Origin of the sequence: Maribacter sp. Asnod1-A12, assembly GCF_045063735.1 — a bacterium.
GTDB lineage: Bacteria > Bacteroidota > Bacteroidia > Flavobacteriales > Flavobacteriaceae > Maribacter.
Map to the genome: position 1 here is coordinate 1,626,636 of NZ_JBEFNZ010000006.1, position 21,242 is coordinate 1,647,877.

At 35.0% G+C, this 21,242-nt stretch carries 22 protein-coding genes; 10 read left to right on the plus strand and 12 right to left on the minus strand.

Going from position 1 to position 21,242, the window contains the following annotated elements; all coding sequences use genetic code 11:
• Positions 1-867, minus strand: coding sequence for a DUF58 domain-containing protein (locus ACJJVP_RS06870; protein WP_405412032.1), 867 nt, complete (start codon positions 865-867; stop codon positions 1-3).
• Between the two features lie 88 nt (positions 868-955).
• Entirely contained in the window at positions 956-1,957 is a 1,002-nt protein-coding gene (locus ACJJVP_RS06875) for an AAA family ATPase (protein ID WP_405412033.1), read from the minus strand.
• A gap of 168 nt (positions 1,958-2,125) precedes the next feature.
• On the opposite strand from ACJJVP_RS06875, the gene ACJJVP_RS06880 reads away from it, so the two are divergent.
• The 3 genes from ACJJVP_RS06880 to ACJJVP_RS06890 all read left to right on the plus strand — a co-directional run bounded on the left by ACJJVP_RS06880 (position 2,126) and on the right by ACJJVP_RS06890 (position 4,973).
• Entirely contained in the window at positions 2,126-2,992 is an 867-nt protein-coding gene (locus ACJJVP_RS06880; protein ID WP_405412036.1) for an aldo/keto reductase family oxidoreductase, read from the plus strand.
• Between the two features lie 12 nt (positions 2,993-3,004).
• Positions 3,005-3,757: an SDR family NAD(P)-dependent oxidoreductase gene (locus ACJJVP_RS06885; RefSeq protein ID WP_405412038.1), complete on the plus strand. Its 753-nt coding sequence runs from the start codon at positions 3,005-3,007 to the stop codon at positions 3,755-3,757.
• Between the two features lie 79 nt (positions 3,758-3,836).
• A complete protein-coding gene (locus tag ACJJVP_RS06890; RefSeq protein ID WP_405412040.1) occupies positions 3,837-4,973 on the plus strand; it encodes an ATP-binding protein in 1,137 nt (378 codons plus the stop codon).
• Here ACJJVP_RS06890 and ACJJVP_RS06895 read toward each other — a convergent pair.
• The gene (locus ACJJVP_RS06895; protein ID WP_405412042.1) at positions 4,960-6,900 is read right to left on the minus strand and encodes an amylosucrase; all 1,941 of its coding nucleotides are present in this window, start codon (positions 6,898-6,900) and stop codon (positions 4,960-4,962) included. The two genes, ACJJVP_RS06890 and ACJJVP_RS06895, sit on opposite strands and share 14 nt — an antisense overlap.
• Before the next feature lies 1 nt (position 6,901).
• Positions 6,902-7,846 (minus strand): carbohydrate kinase, encoded by a 945-nt coding sequence (locus tag ACJJVP_RS06900; protein ID WP_405412044.1) that lies wholly within the window; start codon positions 7,844-7,846, stop codon positions 6,902-6,904.
• A 185-nt stretch (positions 7,847-8,031) separates the two neighbouring features.
• Here ACJJVP_RS06900 and ACJJVP_RS06905 point away from each other — a divergent pair, with 185 nt between their 5' ends.
• From ACJJVP_RS06905 to ACJJVP_RS06920, 4 genes are all read left to right on the plus strand, one after another.
• The gene (locus tag ACJJVP_RS06905) at positions 8,032-9,165 is read left to right on the plus strand and encodes an SPFH domain-containing protein (protein WP_405412046.1); all 1,134 of its coding nucleotides are present in this window, start codon (positions 8,032-8,034) and stop codon (positions 9,163-9,165) included.
• Between the two features lie 24 nt (positions 9,166-9,189).
• Positions 9,190-10,272: a DNA helicase PriA gene (locus ACJJVP_RS06910; RefSeq protein WP_405412048.1), complete on the plus strand. Its 1,083-nt coding sequence runs from the start codon at positions 9,190-9,192 to the stop codon at positions 10,270-10,272.
• Complete coding sequence (locus ACJJVP_RS06915) at positions 10,269-11,003, plus strand: metallophosphoesterase family protein (RefSeq protein ID WP_405412050.1); 735 nt, start codon at positions 10,269-10,271, stop codon at positions 11,001-11,003. Before ACJJVP_RS06910 ends, ACJJVP_RS06915 begins: the two co-directional genes overlap by 4 nt.
• 64 nt (positions 11,004-11,067) lie before the next feature.
• Complete coding sequence (locus ACJJVP_RS06920) at positions 11,068-12,066, plus strand: acyl-ACP desaturase (protein WP_405412053.1); 999 nt, start codon at positions 11,068-11,070, stop codon at positions 12,064-12,066.
• Positions 12,067-12,121: 55 nt separating this feature from the next.
• Here the strand turns inward: ACJJVP_RS06920 and ACJJVP_RS06925 are convergent, their stop codons facing one another.
• The 8 genes from ACJJVP_RS06925 to ACJJVP_RS06960 form a co-directional block, all read right to left on the minus strand.
• Positions 12,122-12,775: a hypothetical protein gene (locus tag ACJJVP_RS06925; RefSeq protein WP_405412055.1), complete on the minus strand. Its 654-nt coding sequence runs from the start codon at positions 12,773-12,775 to the stop codon at positions 12,122-12,124.
• 32 nt (positions 12,776-12,807) lie between these two features.
• The gene (locus tag ACJJVP_RS06930) at positions 12,808-13,716 is read right to left on the minus strand and encodes an OmpA family protein (protein WP_405412057.1); all 909 of its coding nucleotides are present in this window, start codon (positions 13,714-13,716) and stop codon (positions 12,808-12,810) included.
• A 583-nt stretch (positions 13,717-14,299) separates the two neighbouring features.
• Positions 14,300-15,853, minus strand: a complete 1,554-nt coding sequence (locus tag ACJJVP_RS06935; RefSeq protein ID WP_405412059.1) for an aldehyde dehydrogenase family protein — start codon at positions 15,851-15,853, stop codon at positions 14,300-14,302.
• Positions 15,854-15,933: 80 nt separating this feature from the next.
• Complete coding sequence (locus tag ACJJVP_RS06940) at positions 15,934-16,305, minus strand: DUF1304 domain-containing protein (RefSeq protein ID WP_405412061.1); 372 nt, start codon at positions 16,303-16,305, stop codon at positions 15,934-15,936.
• Positions 16,302-16,844, minus strand: a complete 543-nt coding sequence (locus ACJJVP_RS06945; RefSeq protein WP_405412063.1) for a 3-hydroxyanthranilate 3,4-dioxygenase — start codon at positions 16,842-16,844, stop codon at positions 16,302-16,304. Before ACJJVP_RS06945 ends, ACJJVP_RS06940 begins: the two co-directional genes overlap by 4 nt.
• 111 nt (positions 16,845-16,955) lie before the next feature.
• Positions 16,956-17,465 carry a CAP domain-containing protein gene (locus ACJJVP_RS06950; protein WP_405412065.1) on the minus strand — a complete coding sequence of 170 codons (510 nt, stop codon included), beginning with the start codon at positions 17,463-17,465 and terminating at the stop codon, positions 16,956-16,958.
• A gap of 263 nt (positions 17,466-17,728) precedes the next feature.
• Complete coding sequence (locus ACJJVP_RS06955; RefSeq protein WP_405412068.1) at positions 17,729-18,208, minus strand: CAP domain-containing protein; 480 nt, start codon at positions 18,206-18,208, stop codon at positions 17,729-17,731.
• Positions 18,209-18,395: 187 nt separating this feature from the next.
• A complete protein-coding gene (locus ACJJVP_RS06960) occupies positions 18,396-18,920 on the minus strand; it encodes a CvpA family protein (protein ID WP_405412070.1) in 525 nt (174 codons plus the stop codon).
• A gap of 82 nt (positions 18,921-19,002) precedes the next feature.
• Between ACJJVP_RS06960 and ACJJVP_RS06965 the strand changes: the two genes are divergently transcribed.
• From ACJJVP_RS06965 to glpK, 3 genes are all read left to right on the plus strand, one after another.
• Positions 19,003-19,359 (plus strand): hypothetical protein, encoded by a 357-nt coding sequence (locus ACJJVP_RS06965; RefSeq protein ID WP_405412071.1) that lies wholly within the window; start codon positions 19,003-19,005, stop codon positions 19,357-19,359.
• Between the two features lie 3 nt (positions 19,360-19,362).
• A complete protein-coding gene (locus ACJJVP_RS06970) occupies positions 19,363-19,671 on the plus strand; it encodes an antibiotic biosynthesis monooxygenase family protein (RefSeq protein WP_405412073.1) in 309 nt (102 codons plus the stop codon).
• A 78-nt stretch (positions 19,672-19,749) separates the two neighbouring features.
• Positions 19,750-21,240 carry a glycerol kinase GlpK gene (gene glpK / locus ACJJVP_RS06975; RefSeq protein WP_405412075.1) on the plus strand — a complete coding sequence of 497 codons (1,491 nt, stop codon included), beginning with the start codon at positions 19,750-19,752 and terminating at the stop codon, positions 21,238-21,240.
• Positions 21,241-21,242 lie beyond the last annotated feature (2 nt).

Below are 21,242 nucleotides of genomic sequence, written 5' to 3' on the forward strand. Positions count from 1 at the left end.
TCAACCTCTTCTTTTAAAATAACCCAATAATTTTTTTACATAACTTTCGTCAACCCTACAATCTAAAACTCCGCAACCAGATTTTGTAAAAGATTCTTTGAAATATGTAACGCGTTCTCTATGATATTCGGCATAGGCATTACGTACCTTCTTAGATTTTGTATTTACTAATTGTAATTTACCTGTTTCAGCATCTTGTACCTGAACCATGCCTAAATTTGGTATTGTTTCTTCGCGCTCATCGTAAATACGAATGCCTGTCAAATCATGTTTGTTTCCTGTAATTTTCAAGGTTTTTACATAGTTGTCATCAATAAAATCAGAAAGTACAAAGACGATAGCTTTCTTTTTCATGACGCTGCTTAAGAACTTTAAAGCTTGACCAATATCTGTTTTGTTACTTTTGGGCTTAAATTCTAATAATTCTCTAATAATACGTAAAACATGGGTCTTCCCTTTTTTAGGAGGGATAAAAAGTTCTATTTGATCAGAGAACAGAATAACCCCTACTTTGTCATTGTTTTGTAACGCACTAAAAGCTAGTGTTGCCGATATTTCGGTAACGATTTCATTTTTAAATTGATTTGTTGTACCAAATAATTCAGAGCCACTAATATCTACCATAAGCATCATGGTCAGTTCTCGCTCTTCTTCAAAAACTTTTATGTATGGTTCGTTATATCGTGCGGTTACGTTCCAATCAATATTTCTAACATCATCACCAAATTGATATTGGCGTACTTCACTGAATGTCATACCACGACCTTTAAAGGTAGAGTGGTATTCCCCACCAAATATATGGTCGGAAAGACGTCTCGTCTTTATTTCAATTTTTCTTACTTTTTTGAGTAGCTCTTTGGTATCCATTTCTTAGTAAACAGTTTACAGTCTCCGTTCGCAGTAATTTATATTCAGCATTAGATAGTTATGAAAATTACTGAATATAGTAACTGAATTAAGGCACTTCTATCTCGTTTACAATTTTGTTGATGATGTCAACAGAGGTAATATTTTCAGCTTCAGCCTCGTACGTAATACCTATTCTGTGTCTCAATACATCAAGTACAACGGCACGAACATCTTCTGGTACTACATAACCTCTTCTTTTTATAAAAGCATAACATTTTGCAGCTGTACCTAAATTGATACTACCCCTTGGCGATGCACCAAAACTGATTAAAGGTTTTAAACTCTCTAAATTATATTTTTCAGGATATCTAGTAGCGAAAACAAGATCAAGAATATATTTCTCAATTTTTTCATCCATATATACTTCACGAACCGCTTTTTGCGCGCTAAGTATCTGTTCAACCGATACTACAGGATTTACCGTTTCATAGTTACCCATTAAGTTTTGACGCATTATCAATTGCTCCTCGTTTATTTTTGGATAATCTATAACAGTTTTTAGCATAAAACGATCCACTTGTGCTTCGGGTAAAGGGTATGTACCTTCTTGCTCAACAGGGTTTTGAGTAGCCATTACCAGAAAAGGTTTGTCAAGAATAAAAGTTTCGTCACCAATGGTAACTTGTTTTTCTTGCATCGCCTCTAATAATGCAGATTGTACTTTTGCAGGAGCACGGTTAATTTCATCGGCAAGAACAAAGTTTGCGAAAATTGGACCTTTCTTAATAGAAAAATCATTGATTTTCATATTATAGATCAGTGTACCTACAACATCAGCAGGCAATAGGTCTGGTGTAAATTGTATTCTACTAAAACTACCTTTGACAGCTTTAGATAGTGTGTTTATCGCTAAAGTTTTTGCTAGACCGGGTACACCTTCCAGCAATATATGACCTTGTCCTAAAAGTCCGATCAATAATCGTTCTACCATATATTTTTGGCCCACGATTACCTTATTCATTTCAAGCATCAGTAAATCGATAAAAGCGCTTTCTTTTGCTATTTTCTCGTTAACAGCACTAATGTCAATTGAAGTATTTTCTTCCATTTAAAACTATATATTATTGATTGTTAAGGCTTCTAATTTTAACAGTTACGCAAATTGAAAATTTATTCATTCAGTCGCTGTTAATGATAGGTTAAAAAAATGGAAAACCCCTTATTTTTATGAAGGTTTTAAGGTATTTCTTTCTAATTTCATTAATCAAATAATAATATGTTTAAATATTCAAGAATAATTGCGGGTACAATGACTTGGGGTAAATGGGGAAAACAACATTCTACTTCTGAGATGATTTCTTTAATGAATCATTGTTTGGAAAATAACATTACCACTTTTGATCATGCCGATATTTATGGCGATTATACAAATGAAGAAGATTTTGGTAAAGCCTTTAAAAGGAGTGAGATAAAAAGAGAACGAATTCAACTGATCAGTAAATGTGGTATTCAATTCAATGTAGAAGAGAGAGCAAATAGGGTTAAGCATTATGATTATGATAGAGATTACATTAGATCCTCTGTAGAACGGTCTTTGAATATGCTGCAGACCGATTACTTAGATATGCTTCTGTTGCATAGACCTAGCCCCTTAATGAATCCTTCAGAAATTGCCGAAGCTATAGATAAATTAAAAAATGATGGAAAAATTAGGCAATTCGGGGTGTCAAATTTTACGCAATCTCAAATTAAACTTATAGAAAAGCAAACTCAAATAGAAGCAAATCAAGTAGAGTTTTCACTATCTTCAAACGGGGTAATGAATGACGGTACTTTAGATGATGCCATAATCAATGACAGGCTAGCCATGAGTTGGAGTCCACTTGGCAATTATTTTAAAAAAGAATCTAAAGCTAATGTAAGAATTAAAAAAGTGCTGGCAGACTTTACTAAAAAGTATAAGGCAACAGAAGACCAACTTTTACTTGCTTGGATTTTGAAACACCCGTCTAAAATTCACCCGGTTGTAGGGACAGCAACACCAAAGCGTTTAAAAATGGCAGCGGAGGCAGTTTCAATTGATATGGAGTTACAAGATTGGTTTATTTTGTTAGAAGCAAACGAAGATCAAGAAGTTGCATAATTAAAACATAAAATGACGAAAACAGCATTTATTACAGGAGCTACAAGTGGCATTGGAAAATCAACAGCGATTCTTTTTGCATTAAACGGAATAAATTTGGTTTTGTGCGGTAGACGTCAAGACCGCCTAGATGCATTAAAAGAAGAGCTTGGTAAAGAAGTACAAGTTCATACCTTAAATTTTGATATTAGAAATAAGGCTTCTGTTAAAGAAGCAGTCGATTCGTTGCCAAAAGAATTTGCAGAGATAGATATTCTTATAAACAACGCAGGTAATGCACATGGTTTAGATACCATCCAAGATGGAAACATAGATGATTGGGATGCCATGTTAGATATTAATGTGAAAGGTTTATTGTATGTTTCAAAAGCAATAATTCCACAAATGGTAGCGCGTAAATCTGGTCATATTATCAACATTGGTTCTACCGCTGGTAAAGAAGTCTACCCAAAGGGCAATGTGTATTGTGCAAGTAAGCATGCTGTAGATGCCATAAATCAAGGCATGAGAATAGATTTAAATGGTACGGGAGTTCGGGTAGGGGCAGTGAACCCTGGATTGGTGGAAACAGAATTTAGCAATGTTCGTTTTAAAGGAGATGGAGATAGAGCCGAGAATGTATATAAAGGCTTTCAGCCTTTAAAACCAGAAGATATAGCAGACATCATTCATTTTGTAGTCACAAGGCCGTATCATGTAAATATTGCGGATTTGGTAGTTATGCCAACAGCACAAGCGTCTTCAACTATTGTAGATAAAAGATGATATTATAAAAAGGTTTTAGAATAAAATCTTTAAAAGCCAAAAGCCAAAAGCCAAAAGCCAAAAGCCAAAATTATAACTTATGATCAATAAACGCCTATTGGTAAAAAACTTGCTCGCTCATAACGACGAGAATAGTTTTTACGACAAAAAGCGTTTTATTTCAATTGGTGAGAAAGAAGGTAAGGGTAAGTTTTTAAAGCATGTTTGTGCCTTGGCAAATAGTAATCCTGCCAATAATTCTTTCATAGTAATTGGCGTGGAAGATGAAGATAATAAAATAGTAGGTGTAGACTTTTTTGATGATAGCAAGATTCAAAATTTGGTAAATGCCTATTTAGATAATCCGCCATTGATTTCGTACGAGAATATTCCATTTCCGCATTTGCCAGAGGGTAAAGTTGTGGGGTTGGTGACCATAAAATCTATTGGAAAAATTTGCTCGCTAAGAAAGAATATCTGGAAATATTATGGAGGGTCCGTTTTTTTTAGGGAGGGTAGTATAAGTCTACCAAAAGTGTTTGATATTGAATTGAAAGATACTAACGCTGAGGCTGTTGCTACTATCGAACAACATGCAAAAAACAATATTGAGCTTACTTTAGATGGTGTCATAGATTTTTTAAATCACCGCCATAAAGATTTAGAAAGTGACTACAAGGTTTTTAAAGAACAATTTGTAGTGTGTTGGGCCGGCAATAAAAAAGTAGTGAACGGAGAAACATATTTCTATAGGGTCGATATTGAACTGATCAATGAACAGGTAAAGCTATTCTACTCTAATTTAGATGAGGTGACTATTACGTATGACAATGATTCATTTACCACGATTGAGTACGTTCACCTTGGTTTAGCCGCAAAGCAAAGGTACTACCCGTTAGAGAAAGTGGTTATAAATTTTAGCGAAAATGGCACCTATCAAATTACAAGCGATTTACTTTTTCAACCACCGATATATGACGAAGAAGAGCTTAAAAAGATATATAAAAGTAACAATGTTTTGGTAGCCAAGGCAAAGAAGAATACTGAATTGACCATTGCCGAAATAAAGCAATTGAAATACCTAGCCGATTCATATTTAATATGCTTTCTGAACGGATTTGAAAAGGCAAAAGAACGCATGGAAAAGGCAAGACAAATCTTAAAGCCCAAATATCCGGGTATAAATGCTTCGTTAAAAGAAGCACTTCGTGTACTTAGAAAGGTTAAATATTCTTAATCCAGAGTTGTTCGTGGGGTTTTAGAGGCAATTCGTTATGAATAAGTTCAAATGATTTTCCCGTAAGTAAATCAATAGAATTTTTACCGGCATGAATACCAATAGAAAGCAACCAGCCAATATTTAAAGTTTCTGTAACCTCATTAAAATTGGACAAGACCCAGATATTTTCATTTTCATGGGTTCTTTGAAAGACGAATACGTGCTCGTTAGGACAACCATAAACCTTAAGATTGTTTGTGTCGGCAAATACGGTCTGCTCTTTTCGTAGGCGAATCATATTCTTGATCCTGTTGTATATTATGGTAGGTGGACTATTTTTTTTGTTTTTCAATGTAGAGACAACACTCCAATTCTGCATTGGTCTATTTACCCAGCGATTGTCATTTAGATGATCTTCGTTTTGTTCGTAAGAGTAATCATTTAAGGTGGCAATTTCGTCACCTGCATATATCATAGGTATACCGCCATAGGTTAGAATAATGCCATGCATCATTAAAATTTTGGCGATGGCATAATCAATAATATTCTTGTTGTTTTGTTCTATGGCAGTCTCGAGTCCGAGTAGGGAGGCAGCGCTACCGGTAATTCTACCATCACCGTTTTTCGGGTTGTACATGAACATTAAACCTTTGGAAGGCGACCATTCTAGTTTTCCACAGTAATAATTTAAGATAAATTGTTTGTGAGCTGTTGGGTCATAGCCCATTGAACGTACGAAATCATCATCATAACCAAGGCCAATATCATCGTGACAACGAATATAATTGATCCAAGTAGCATCATTGGGTTTAGATGGAATTTCTGTAACACTTTTAAGCATTAAAGAAGCTTTTTTGGTGGCAATCGAATTCCATAACAAAGCCATTAGCGATGCATTATATGCTATTTCGCACTCATTACCTGCATTGGTATATTCGCCAAAATATTTAATAATATTTCTAGGTGCAACAATTGCTTCCGCCAAAAGAATAACACCAGGTGCAATTACCTGTAGGCACATTCTAAATAATGAAATTAGCGTATGTGCTTCAGGTAGGTTCTGTGATATTGTACCAAGTTTTTTCCAAAGAAAAGCTAAAGCATCAAATCGTATAACATCTACGCCAAGGTTTGCCAATGATAGTAAATTACTAAGCATTTCAATGAATACTTCCGGATTTCTATAATTTAAATCCCACTGATAATTATTAAAACAGGTCATAACCCATTTCTCCATTTCGCTATTATAAGTGAAATTGCCAGGAGCCGATTGTGGAAATATTTCTGGTAGCGTTTTTTCAAACTCATCAGGTATGTGCCGATCAGTATAGATGTAATAATAATTCTGATAGTGTTGGCTTCCTTTTTTGGCTTTCTGAGCCCACTCAAATTCGTCTGAGGTATGGTTGACGACAAAATCTAGCATTAAGAAAATATTTTTCTCACGTGCCTTTTTGCTGAAAGCTAAGAAGTCTGCTTTTGTACCATATTTAGTGTCAATTTCATGGTAACTATTGACTGCGTAACCACCATCATTTTCACCTGAAGGTCTTGTGGTTATCGGCATTAGGTGTAGAAAATTTATCCCTAAGTCTTCAAAATAAGAGATTTTTTCGTTGAGTCCGTTTATGTCTTTATTAAACCGGTCAACATACAATTGCATACCGGTCATTTGCTCACTTTGGTACCAGTTTCCAGAATTTAAGCGAGTAATATCTTGCTTTTGTAATTCTGTAGGTCTGTTTTTGAAAAGTATTTCTAATTTATCTAAAAGAGTATAGAAAACTGCTTTATGTTCTTTTTCTTGATATAATGAAAAAAAATGTGTTTTTATTAGAGTAAGGTTTGTAGCTAACCTTTGTTCGAATAGTGCGGTTAAAGATATGGCACTTTTGTTCTTTTGACTTTTTAGGGTCAACAACCGATGTAATTCAGCTTGGTTCATTTTAAGCGTCTAATTGTTGCAATGTGGGCAACGATTCAATAGCACCAAAATTTTCCGTAGTTATAGCTCCGGCTTTATTTGCTCTGGAAACCATTTGAGTAAGTAACGATTCGTTGTTTAAGATTTCTTCAAACCTAGCGTGTTGGGCAATTTGCTGTAAAAGGCAGCCTATAAAAGCATCACCGGCTCCGGTAGTGTCTTTAGGAGTCACTTTTATACTCGGTATTGTTTTTTGAAAACTAGAAGTACTAAGTAATGTGCCTTCTCCGCCTAATGTTATTACTATGATTTGGGTTCCCATTTCATGAAATACTTGACAAGCATCTTCCAATTTTTCTTTTCCAGAAAGTAATTGAGCCTCTTCTAAACTAAATTTGCATAAATGTGATTTCTCTATGAATGGGTGGCATTTACGAATAAAAACATCCTCTTTGTCTTTCCAAAGATCAATTCTATAATTTGGGTCAAAACTTATAAGTGCATTCTTAGTAAGTCCGTCAAATAAATACCTATTGTAGGTTTCTTCTAATGAGCCGCCTAACAGAGCGGTTGCGGCGCCAAAGTGCAATATGTTATTTTCGAAATTAGATTTTAAAGAAGAATCATAAGTAAGTTTTTTATCTGCGCCACGGCTAAAAACAAAATCTCGTTCTCCATCTTCATCAATTGAAACAAAGGCCAAGGTGGTAAAAGTATTGCATTTTTGAGCTAAGGAAATATCAACTTTTTCATTTTCGAGAACTCGTAGTAAAAAAGTACCAAAAGGATCATTACCAACAGCGCCAATAAAAAAACTATCACCAGTAAGTTTACTAATTGCACAAGCTACATTTGCAGGGGCACCACCCGCTTTTTTAGAAAATACTTTCGCTTTCGATAAATCTTTACCTTGATTTTCGGCAACAAAATCAATTAGCAATTCCCCTATGCAGAATACCTTTTTCATAGTTTTAAAAAGAAAGTTAGGAAGTCTAAGTTAATTAGAAAAAGCACCTACTTCCTAAATAATCTTAAGTAAATATTAAAATATGACAGTTTAGAGATTATTTTTTAGAATTAATATGTTTCTAGTTTTGGGTCTGGTGTTGAATTGCATATCTTGAATTGCACATTTAAAAACATACACTGACCATGAGCATATTTGATGAAATAAAGAAAAAGCTTAGCCACGAATTTATAGATATAGTAGAATGGCTAGATACTACCAATGATACTATAGTACATCGTTTTGAACGTTACCAAAACGAAATAAAAAATAATGCAAAATTAATAGTTCGCGAAGGGCAGACTGCTGTTTTTATAAACGAAGGTCAATTAGCAGATGTTTTCAAACCAGGTACGTATACGTTAAATACACAAAATTTACCCATATTAACTACGTTAAAGGGTTGGAAATATGGTTTTGACAGTCCTTTTAAAGCGGAGGTTTATTTTGTAAATACACGCCTTTTTACAGATGAAAAATGGGGAACCAAGAATCCTTTTATTCTAAGTGACGACAGATTTGGTCTAGTTGAAATACGTGCTTTCGGTACATATAGTTTTAGAATTAACGACCCGGGCAAATTTGTAGTGGATGTCGTAGGTACCGATGGTAATTTCACTAATTATGAAGTAAACGAGCATTTAAAAAGTTTAATTGTAACTCGCTTTACAGATACTGTGGGTGAAGCAAATTTACCCATTGAGCTTTATGCCGCAAATACCAGTGAACTTTCTGAAACTTGCCAAGAGGTAATGCAACCAGAATTTAATAGAGTAGGTATTGAATTAGAAAAATTCTATATCGAAAATGTATCGATGCCAGAAGAACTTAAGAAAGAAATTTTTGAATATAGCCGTTTAGATAAGTTGGATATGGGCAAACTTGCTCAATTTAAAGCAGCTAAAGCAATGGAGTTGGCTGCAAAGAATGAAGGCGGAACCGCTGGTGCCGGTATGGGTATGGGTATGGGTTTTGTTCTAGCGCAGCAAATGGGTGGTATGATGGGACAACCTACACAAACGTTAGCTGGTCAGGTAACGCAGCAATCTCAAGTTCCGCCGCCGATACCTGCTCAAATAACGTACTTCTATGCAGTTAATGGCCAACAATTAGGGCCTGTTGGGTTTGATAAGTTAAAAGAGTTGTTTGCCAGTAGAACGGTAAACCGAGATTCTTTGGTTTGGAAGCAAGGTATGGCTAGTTGGATCGCTCTAAAAGAAGTAGAGGAGTTGAAATCATTCTTAGGCGGTAATACACCTCCACCTTTACCTACTGCCTAAATGTTTATATAAGGTATACTTTCTATGGACGATATTCAACAATCGGAATATAAAAAAGCATGTGCCAATTGTGGTGCTGAGCTAAAATTTAAGCCCGGCTCGCATCAACTTAATTGCGAGTACTGTGGTTATGAAGAATTTATTGAACAGTCTAAAAGTAGTTTTGAAGAACTAGAATTAGAGCACTATTTAAAAATAGTTGGCGAAAATGCCTATACAGAAACTATAGAGCTTTTACATTGTAAAAATTGTGGAGCCAATCAACATGTAGAAGAAAACTATAAGTCACTCAATTGTGTGTATTGTAGTGAACCTTTGATAAGAGAGGATATTGAAAAAGAAGGTTGGATATTACCTGGTGCTTTAGTGCCTTTTCAATTAGATGCAAAGAAGGCACAAGATATTTTTAAAACTTGGGTAGGCAAAATTTGGTTTGCTCCAGATAATTTAAAAAAGGCAGCACTAGATCCAGAGGGGCTTCACGGTTTGTACATTCCTTATTGGACTTTTGATGCCAATCTTTATGCCTCATATCAGGGTCAACGTGGAGATTATTATTATGAGACACAGACATACAATAGTAATAAAGCTAGAAGAACGAGAAAAGTAAGAAAAACCAAGTGGACTTATGCCTCAGGTAAAGTAGATGGTTTTGTAGATGATATTCTTATAAGTGCATCAGAAAAGAAACGCAAAGAAATTCCCTCAAAAGTGGCATTTTGGAATTTAAAAGATTTAGTGGTTTTCAATTCTAGATATTTATCAGGTTTTGTAACTGAAAAATACACTGTATCCTTAAAAGAAGGGCATCATAAATCATTTCAAGAAGCCAAGAACATAGCTTATAATTGGATCAAAAGAGATATTGGCGGTGATATACAAAGAGTAGCTAATGCCGATATTAAATTATCAGATGAAAAGTTTAAGCATATATTACTACCTATTTATTTAAGTTCATATAGATATGATGGTAAAGAATTTAATTTTTATATAAATGGGCAAACAGGGGTGCTAAGTGGAAATAGACCATATTCGTTTTGGAAAATTTTCTTTTTAGTGATTTTTATCCTTGTCATAATAGCCATAATTGCGATTTTTGCTAAATGAGTTTAAAAAGAACACTAGTTGTAGGTGATATTCATTCAGGATTACAGGCGCTTAAGCAAGTTCTTGAAAAAGCGGCCATTACCGAAGATGATACTATAATTTTTTTAGGAGATTATATTGATGGATGGAGTGAAGCTGTAGAAACGGTAAATTTTCTGCTAAGTTTAAAAGAAAAATACCATTGTATATATTTAAGAGGTAATCATGATGAACTCTGTTATGAATGGTTAACAGGGCAAGCAGATAATCCTACTTGGTTTATGCATGGTGGTGAAGCAACTTCAAATTCATATGGTAATGCTTCAAAAGAAACTAAAGATGTACACTTAAAGTTTTATGAAAGCTTAGAGAATTATCATTTAGATTCACAAAACAGATTGTTTTTGCATGCCGGTTTCACGAACTTAAAGGGTATAGAACATGAATATTTTCAAAAGACATTTTATTGGGATCGTACCCTTTGGGAGTTGGCACTTTCATTAAATCAAGATTTAGAAGAAGAGCATATTCATTATCCGAAGCGACTTAAGAATTATTCGGAAATTTATATTGGTCATACACCTGTTACTAGAATAGGGAAGACTACTCCGCAAAAAGCAGCTAATGTTTGGAATATTGATACTGGCGCAGCCTTTAAAGGTCCATTAACTGTATTTGATGTTGATTCAAAAAAATACTGGCAGAGTGAGCCGGTATATACCTTTTATCCTAATGAAACGGGCAGAAACTAAGAAAACCGTTAACTTTACTAAAAAATAGATTGTTTTATTGACGATCTTTAATAAAAATTAAAATATGTCTACTAAAAATATAAGATTAGAAGTGATGCAGGCTTTAGAGCCTAAGGTAGAAAGTTTCATGGAATCTTTCCTTATAAAACCAGAGGATATATGGCAACCGACAGATTTTTTACCAGATTCTGAAAAAGATACATTTTTGCAAGAGGTAAAAGATATTCGCGAGGAATCTAAAGACTTAGGATACGATTTTTGGGTAACTATGGTTGCAGATACCATTACAGAAGAAGCATTGCCAACTTATGAATCGTGGTTAATGGATGTTGTTGGTATTGACCAACACGGTGACCATAAAACAAACGGTTGGGCGAAATGGGTTCGTGCATGGACAGCTGAAGAAAATAGACACGGAGATGTATTGAACAAGTATCTTTATCTATCGGGAAGGGTAAATATGAGAGAAATTGAAATAACTACCCAACATTTAATTTCTGATGGTTTTGATATTGGTACCGACCGCGATCCGTATAAAAACTTTGTATATACCTCTTTTCAAGAATTAGCAACCAATATTTCCCATAAGCGTGTTGGTCAAATGGCAAAGAAAAAAGGAAATGCCTTATTAGGTAAAATGTGTACGATTATTGCTGGTGATGAAATGAGACACCATTTGGCGTATAGAGAATTCGTAAAGACCATATTAGGTGAAGACCCATCTGGTATGATGATTGCCTTTGCGGACATGATGAAGAAGAAGATTGTAATGCCGGCACATTTTTTACGTGAGTCTGGTGGTACAATTGGTTCGGCATTTGAGAACTTCTCTAACTGTGCACAACGTTTAGGTGTATATACGGCACAAGATTATGTCGACATTCTAAGTAAGCTGAATGCGTATTGGGAGCTGGATTCTGTTCGTTCTTTGAATGAAGAAGCAGAAAAGGCTCGTGATTACTTAATTAAGCTACCTTCAAGGTTAGAAAGAATTGCAGAACGTATGAAATTTCCAGAAGATCAATATCACTTTAAGTGGGTTGAGGCAAACGGAGCATTATAAAATAAAAAATCCCGATCAGATATGATCGGGATTTTTTTTGCTCTTTTTCGGCTGCTTATAGTTTACCGTGCTTATGTTCATCTTGCCATTTAACAAGTTCTGCCCATTTGCCTTCGTAACACATTTTGGCTTGTAATGGCCAAGAAGAAGGGTCATGAATTTTATACCTTGTTCCACCTGTGTCTAATATCTTTTGGCATGCTTCTAAACTAGCCTCAGAAAGCTCTTTCCATGTTTTAATACCATGATCTTTAAACATACCTTCTATTTTTGGACCGATACCTTCTACAAGTTTTAAATCGTCTTGTTTAACGGTTTTTCCAAATGCAGCTTTAGCGGCAGCGCCATCAAAAGCTAGTGCGCTACTTGTAGCGGCACCGGCAGCAAAAGATGCGGCAGATGCACCAAGGTCAGTACTTGGAACGCTTGGTGCAGCAGGAGCAGGCGTTACAACCTTGCTTGCAGCAATCACTTTTTGGTTACAAGCATCTAAATCAGCTTTTAATTTACTGTTGGTCGCTTTAAGATTGTTTAAGTCATTTAAATCGGCTTTTAACTTTGTATTACTAGCTTTAAGGCTATTTATTTCAGCAGAATTATCTATCACCTTGGCAGAACCTTTACCTATTAGGTAACCTAGTAAACCGCAGATAAGACCAATTAAAATTGGAATTAGGATGCACCAAATATTCATATTTTCAAAATTCATGATTTTACTTATTTATAGGATTAGTGTATGTTTTATTTTAATGTAATAACCGTTCGTCTATTTTTTACTCTACCTTCTTCAGTGGTATTATCAGCAATTGGTTGCGTTTGTCCTTTAGATGTAGTAATTATTTTATCTGCCGCTATTCCGTTTTGCATTAAGTAATTTTTAGCGAATTCTGCTCTGTCTTGACCTAGTCTCATGTTTGTATTTGCTCGCCCAGTTGCATCGGTATGACCAACAACGCTTACAGTAGAGCCGTCAACCTTGTCTAAATATCTAGAAATTTCGGCAACTTTTTGACGTTGTTCGGTATCTAAATATATTGATGCTTCTGCAGTGTCAAAATATAGGATTAAAGGGTTGGCATTTATTTTGTCAAATAATGCCTTAAGATCGTCATCTGCAGTATCAGATTTTTCTTCGAGATCAAATGAAGCAGCACCCCAATATGTGCCATCTTTAGCAATCATTTCATCCATAAGTTTACCCGATGTATTAATTTGAGCAGTAGAAAACCCTTTAGATGCCAAATCATTTTTAATAGAATTAGCTCTGGCAAGACCTAAATTAGGGAAAGCGGTATTGTTCTCTTCTTCACTTGTATAATAGCCTGTTACATTAATAACATTACTTGTGTTAGTTCCTAAATGTGTCTGTAAGCCAGAAACTCCTTTTGTCAAATCAGCACTTAAAGGCATAAGAATATCATGCGAAGAAATGTTGAAGTTATAATTGTCATTGGTGTTATAGGCAAATCCGTTTCCATCAATTGCGAATGGATACGATGTTGCCGAGGGCTCTTTTACAATTACCTTTTCTGTGGCTGGTTCAGTCTTTGTAACTGCTGTTGCGCATTCGCTACACCAATTATAGAAAATGAAAGTACCAACTACAATGGTAATCAACATCAATAATAAATAGGTTGTTGTTTTCGTCATTGTAAAAATGTTTAGTGTTTAGCGCACAATTTATTAAAAAAATCTTAAAAATGTTAAAACATTCGTGCCTAATTACCTTACAGTCAATGATTATCTAAACTGAAGTTATGTATATTTCTATACCAACTATACATATAATAGGTAAACCGATAAAAAAAGTGTTAGCAGCAACAACTATTAATTGCATTTTTGCGTAAATACTTTAACAGTATATTTCTCCCCACAAAGATTGGGCATTGAATATGCAGTGTAAAGTTTTGAGTTAGTTGGTTAAAAAATCCTGTCTTCTTTAAGTCGATAGGATTTTTTTATACCTTAAAGTTAAGGGTCTCTAAATCCAACTATACACTATTTGTGTAAACCTGTACAGAAATTATTGAATTGAGTACTATAATTTATTAGTTTGATACAGAGTAAATTACACTGTAAAATGAAGAAAAAAATAAAGGGTTTTATAAATTTCCTTTGCATGTTTATTGTTTTAGGCATACAAGCTTTGCTTCAAGGTAGTTGGTCAAGTGAGCCAACCAATTCAAAAACAGCCTAGACTAGAATTTAACAAGCAAAGGAAATTATAAGTGTATTATAGATCAAACTTTATACCCTGTGCCAAAGGTAGCTCAGTGGTATAGTTAATAGTGTTGGTTTGTCTTCTCATGTAAACTTTCCATGAATCTGAACCACTTTCACGACCACCTCCGGTTTCTTTCTCACCACCGAAAGCTCCGCCAATTTCAGCACCAGAAGTACCAATGTTTACATTGGCAATACCACAATCGCTACCCCAGGCAGAAAGAAAATGTTCAGCTTCACGTAGATTGTTTGTCATAATTGCAGAAGATAGTCCTTGAACCACTCCGTTTTGTAAAGCAATGGCGTTTTCAATATCACCGGTATATTTCAATAAATAAAGTACTGGAGCAAATGTTTCGTGCTGTACAATTTCAAAATCATTTTCAGCTTCTGCAATAGCAGGTTTTACGTAACAACCACTTTCGTAACCCTCGCCTTCTAATACTCCGCCTTCAACAATTAATTTGCCGCCTTCTTTAACCACTTTTTCTAAAGCCTTGTTGTATTGAGCAACAGCATCGGTATCAATTAATGGACCTACATGATTATTTTCATCAAGTGGGTTACCGATTCTTAATTGTTGATATGCTGCAACGACAGCTTCTTTTACCTTATCATACATGGATTCATGAATTATCAATCTTCTAGTAGAAGTACAACGTTGACCCGCCGTACCAACAGCACCGAACACGGCACCTATAACGGTCATTTTTAAGTCGGCATCTGGTGTAACTATAATTGCATTATTACCACCAAGTTCAAGTAAAGATTTTCCAAGTCTGGCAGCCACAACCTGAGCAACTATTTTTCCCATTCTAATAGATCCCGTAGCAGATACTAAAGGAATTCTTTTATCTTGGGTCATTAATTCACCAATCTTATAATCGCCATTTATTAGACAAGAAATACCTTCGGGAAGGTTGTTAGCTTTCATTACTGCGGCAGCTATGTTTTGACATGCAATACCACATAAAGGTGTCTTTTCAGAAGGCTTCCAAACACAAACGTCACCACAGATCCAAGCAAGTGCCGTATTCCATGCCCAAACGGCAACAGGGAAATTAAAAGCAGATATAATACCTACAACACCTAAAGAATGATATTGCTCGTACATTCTATGACCGGGTCTTTCTGAATGCATAGTTAAACCGTGTAATTGACGAGAAAGACCAACTGCGAAATCACATATATCTATCATTTCTTGAACCTCACCTAGACCTTCTTGGTAGCTTTTTCCCATTTCATAAGAAACAAGTTTACCTAGTGGTGCTTTAAGTTCTCTAAGTTTGTCGCCAAACTGTCTAACAATTTCACCACGTAGGGGTGCAGGTTTTGTTCTCCACTCTTTAAAAGTTGTCGTAGCAGTAGACATTACTTTTTCGTAATCTTCTTTTGTCGTTGTTTTGACCTTTGCAATTAGTGAACCATCTACTGGTGAGTATGATGAAATAATATCGCCTGAAGAAAAATGATTAGATCCGGTAGAGGTTCCGTCATTGACATCTTTAATTCCTAATGCTTTTAGAGCATCTTGTATTCCGAAATCTGCTACTATTTTTGACATTTTATAACTTTTTAAGTAATTAATGTTAGATATATTACAAAAATACAAATAATTTTATCCTTGTGTAGAAGAAATTGTAGCTAAGAGAATTTAATAATAGACCACAATATGATTCCGGTTAACGCAGGTATACTTTGGACTATGAATATTTTTTTACTTACGGTTAAAGCACCGTAAGCACCAGCAATAGCAACGCAACCTAAAAAGAAGAGAGCAACGTTTGCAGACCATTGTATTTCGGTTATGAAAAATGACCAAATCAACCCAGCAGCTAAGAAGCCATTATAAAGCCCTTGATTTGCCGCCATAGATTTTGTGGGTTCAAACAAATCTTTTGGAAAATTTTGAAAAACCTTTCTACCTGTTGTTGTCCATGCAAACATTTCAAACCAAAGAATATAAATGTGAATCAGGGCTACAAGAGCGGTAATTATTTTTGCTATTAGTATCATTCTTCTTTATCTATAAAACGTTCATCAACCGGCATTACAGTTCCGCAATTGTCACAAGTCCTTAATTCTTCTGAGCTATAAAAATGCTTAAAGTGAGATAAGAAATCTTTCTCTATATCGTGAAGGGTAAAATAGGCTTCATATAACTTGTGGTTACAATTATCACAAAACCATAATAGACCGTCGTCTACATTCATATGGTCACGTTTACGTTCTATCACAAGACCTATAGATCCTTCATTACGAACTGGAGAGTGTGGTACTTTGGCTGGGTGCAGATACATATCTCCAGGTCCTAGTTGCATAGTGCGTTTTTTACCGTCTTCTTGAATATGCACTTCTATATTTCCTTCAAGCTGATAGAACAACTCTTCGGTTTCATTATAGTGATAGTCTTTTCTGGCATTTGGTCCGGCAACGATCATAACGATATAATCGCCGGCATCTTTGTATAAATTTTTGTTACCAACAGGGGGCTTAAGTGAAGCTCTGTTTTCCTCAATCCATTTGTTAAGATTGAATGGTGATTGTATGCTCATTTCTGTGAATTTAAGTGAAAGTTAAAGAAATGATTATTTTTCACCTAAAAGGTAAGCATAAAAAAAGCCTTTGGGTTGCAAAGGCTTTTGTAAAAAGATATATAATCACTTTTACTGTTTTACGAATATTTGGGTAAAATAAAAATCACCATTGCTATTCTCGACAATACTTATGGCTGAATAATTAAAATCTCCTTCAATATTTTTTTTATGCCCAGTGCTATCTAGCCATGCATTATACGCATCTTCAATTGTGTCATAATTTCTTGCTACATTTTCTGCAACAAAAATGGCATCGGTTCTGTATGAAATATTCTCTGCACGTTTAGTGAACATATCATGACTAGTAATGCCTTTAGAAATCATATAACTGGTATGCAAGCTTGCATAGTAATATGTAGTGCTTTCAAACTCAAGTTCATTTAAATCTAAACTTAATCTATGATCATTGATCATTCTGAAAAGTTCAGCCTCCATTGTACTATGTGATTTTGACGAAGCTAAAGTAAATTGTAAAAGAGAATCTTCTGAAGTGTCTTCATATCCTGCAAAGTTCTCGTATCTTGAACAGGATGTTAAAAAGACTAAGATTAAAGCGAAATAAATGAAGGTGGATTTCATAAAGGGAAACTATTTTTGTGAACGTCAAAAATAGTTTCGTTAGTTCCTGCAGGAAGAATAACATCTACAGAGGGACTGAATTTCTCGTTAAGCTACCACTAATAGTGAAATTCAGGCTCATCGATAAAATACACGTAAGATTACAACGTAGAAAAATGCATTTTATATAATTTTTTCCATTTCATCTACATAAGGAAACCTATCAACTTATTTGAGTTAATCTAGAGTCCAAATAACACTTAATAAAGTAATATGAAATCGGTTTATTGCTTGAAAAAAAGTTGTGTAAAATAGTAATTTCCTAAGTCGTCTTTTTTAACGCTAATACCAGTGTGTGTAAAATCGCCTTCCATTGTTTTTTTGTGGCTACTACTAATATACCATCCTTCAAAAGCTTCTAAAGCCGTGCCGTAATCTTTGGCAACATTTTCAGCAACCATTTCAACACTTATTTCAGAATCAATGTTAGATGCTCTTGAGCTAAAATTATCGTGGCTTATACTACCTTCAGAAATCATATAATCAGTATGAAGGTTAGCATATTTATAGGCTACATCACTAAAAGTTAATGTATTAGTATTTAAACTTAACCTGTGCGCATTTACAATGTCTAGTAGGTCCTGTTCTATAGTTATAACATTTTCAGCTTCGAGAACCGGCGTGTCGTCTATAGATTCGCTGGTGCAAGAACTAAGAAAAAGTAATAAAAAGACAGGGACCGCAAAAAGCAATCTCATTTTCATATAAGTGTCTTTTAATTGTGTAGCCTTTCGGCGTAGCGCAGTAGGTAAAAAGTTAAGAGTGTTCTAAGCTCTCGTAATCGATTTGGGTTATCGATGTAGTAATATTATTGAAAAATTAAACGCAGTACGGTGACAAAAATACTTATTCGATAAAGTGTGCAAAAAGTAAGATTAGTGAACAATACAATTATATGATTATAGAATCCTCTGATTCCTGAATTGAAGGGGTTTCAACAATTAGAACAGTATCAAAAATTAAGGCTCCAATATCTTTAATAGGTTGATATAGAATAGATTTCTCTTTAGTCTCTACAGTAATTAAATTAAAGGTTGTATCTATACGGTCGAAAAATATGAAAGCGGCTCCTAATAAAATCGCGACTTTCAAAGCACCGAAAATACCCCCTGCAATTTTATTTAAAGAGCCTAGCATGGCAAAATTAGCGACCTTAGTTAATAGTTTTCCAACTAAATTGACGATAATAATAATCAGTACGAATGTAATTATAAAGGCAATGATACTCATATTCCGTTCATCCCAATTCAAATGCTCAGATAAATATTCTCCTGTGATATATGAAAAATGAATTGCTCCAAAAATTCCGGCGACTAGTGCCACAATAGATGCAATTTCCATGAAAAGTCCGTTTTTATATCCTTTCCATAGACCCCATATTAAAGGTAATCCTAGTAAAATATCTAAAAGTCCCATTCCTAAAGTGTTTTAACAAATATAGAACTTTGATTTGTACCTTTGCAAGGTCTATATCATAGATGAGATTGAAGGAAATTATATGGCTAGGGATACACAATTAAAAGAACGATGGAATTTTTTGGTAGAAAAGCTTTCAACAAAGTTTTCTGATGGCGATCCTCTAGAATTAGATGCCATAATTTATTTGGTAGGAGTTCAAGAATTAGGGCAGTACCATAGAAAATATAAAAAGGATGATAAGTTAGACTTAATGCATATTGCTATTTGTCGTCTTTTAGAGCCATACGGATTTTATGAATTCAGTTTTTTCGATGAAGACGGCTGGCCTCATTATAATGTAATGGAAGAATTACCTTCTTTGAAAGCCGGAGAGCAAACGGTTCTTATGAAAGAAGCAATTGTCAACTATTTTGTAGAAAAAGAGTTTATTCAATAAACTATGAAAAAGCCTTATTACGCTGTTATTTTCACTTCTACTAGAACAACAGGTGATAATGGATATGGCAAAATGGCTGAATTTATGGAGCTATTGGCCATAAAGCAACCTGGTTTTATAGGTGTTGAAAGTGCGCGAGAACAAATAGGAATTACAGTAAGTTATTGGGAGAGTTTAAATGCAATTCATGAATGGAAACAGCAGGCAGATCATGTATTAGCTCAAAAACAAGGTGTTGCCGAATGGTATGATTCTTATACTGTTCGTATTTGCTTGGTAGAAAGAGAATATAGTTTTAATAAAAACCATTAAGTCTTCTAATCTCTAGAATATTCACTGCTTTGCAATCAGCTTTAATTCTGCTATATTTAAGGAAATAACTTAAAGCGCATGTCAAGGCAATTTGTAATATCATTAGATCAGGGAACAACTAGCTCTAGAGCTCTGTTGGTAGACCATGACGGTACCATTAAGGCGATGGTCCAAAAAGAATTTAAACAAATTTTTCCTAAATCGGGTTGGGTAGAACATGACCCGAAAGAAATTTTATCTTCACAAATGGCCGTGTTAAAAGAGCTGCTTGAAAAAGAAAAAGTAAAGCCGATTGAAATCGTCGGTATAGGTATTACCAACCAGCGGGAAACTACAGTTGTTTGGGATAAAAACACAGGTGAACCTGTATATAATGCCATTGTTTGGCAAGACAAGCGTACAGCAGATATTTGTGAGCATCTAAAGAAAACAGGACTTACAGAGCATGTAAAGAAAACAACAGGGTTGGTAATTGACTCTTATTTTTCGGGTACCAAGGTGAAATGGATAATAAATAATGTTGAAGGAGCCAAAGAGAAAGCCGAAGCAGGAAATTTACTAATGGGTACGGTTGATACTTGGTTGGTCTGGAATATGACGAAAGACCATAATCATGTAACCGACTATACCAATGCATCGCGTACAATGATTTATGATATTGTAAATCTGAAATGGGATGATAAAATGTTGAAAGCATTAGATATACCAAAAACGATGTTGCCAGAAGTAAAACCATCTGCTGCAGATTTTGGGGATTATGAGTTTAATGGAGTTAAAATACCAATTGCTGGTATTGCAGGTGATCAGCAAGCAGCATTATTTGGGCAAGCTTGTTTTAAGAAAGGGTCTGCAAAAAATACGTATGGTACCGGTTGTTTTATGCTAATGAATACCGGAGAAAAACCACAATTTTCTAAAAACGGACTTTTAACCACTATAGCTTATGGTTTAGATGGTAAGATTAATTATGCATTAGAGGGTAGTATTTTTATTGCAGGGGCGGCAATACAGTGGCTAAGAGATGGTTTAGAACTAATTGAAGATGCACAGGAAACCGAAGAACTTGCAAATTCTATAGAAGGAGAGAATCCGGTTTATGTAGTTCCCGCATTCGCAGGTTTAGGTGCGCCTTATTGGGATATGTACGCTAGAGGAGCAGTTTTTGGATTAACAAGAGATACGGGAAAAGCACATTTGGCAAAGGCAACTTTAGAAGCGCTGGCATATCAGACTAAAGATATTTTAAAGGCTATGGAAGATGATTCTGGTATTCAGCTTAAAAATTTAAGAGTGGATGGCGGTGCATGTGCAAATAATCATTTAATGCAATTTCAGGCAGATATTTTAGATTCTGAAGTACACCGACCAGAAATTATTGAATCTACCGCTATGGGTGCTGCATTTCTTGCAGGAATACAGGTTGGTTTCTGGCAGCAATCCGATATTGATGAAAGTCGACCAATGGACCGAATTTTTAAACCAACTTTTGATAGAGTTAAAAGAAAACGTTTGTACAAAAAATGGCAGAAAGCTGTGGAAAGATCAAAAGGTTGGGAAGATGAGGAATAGTA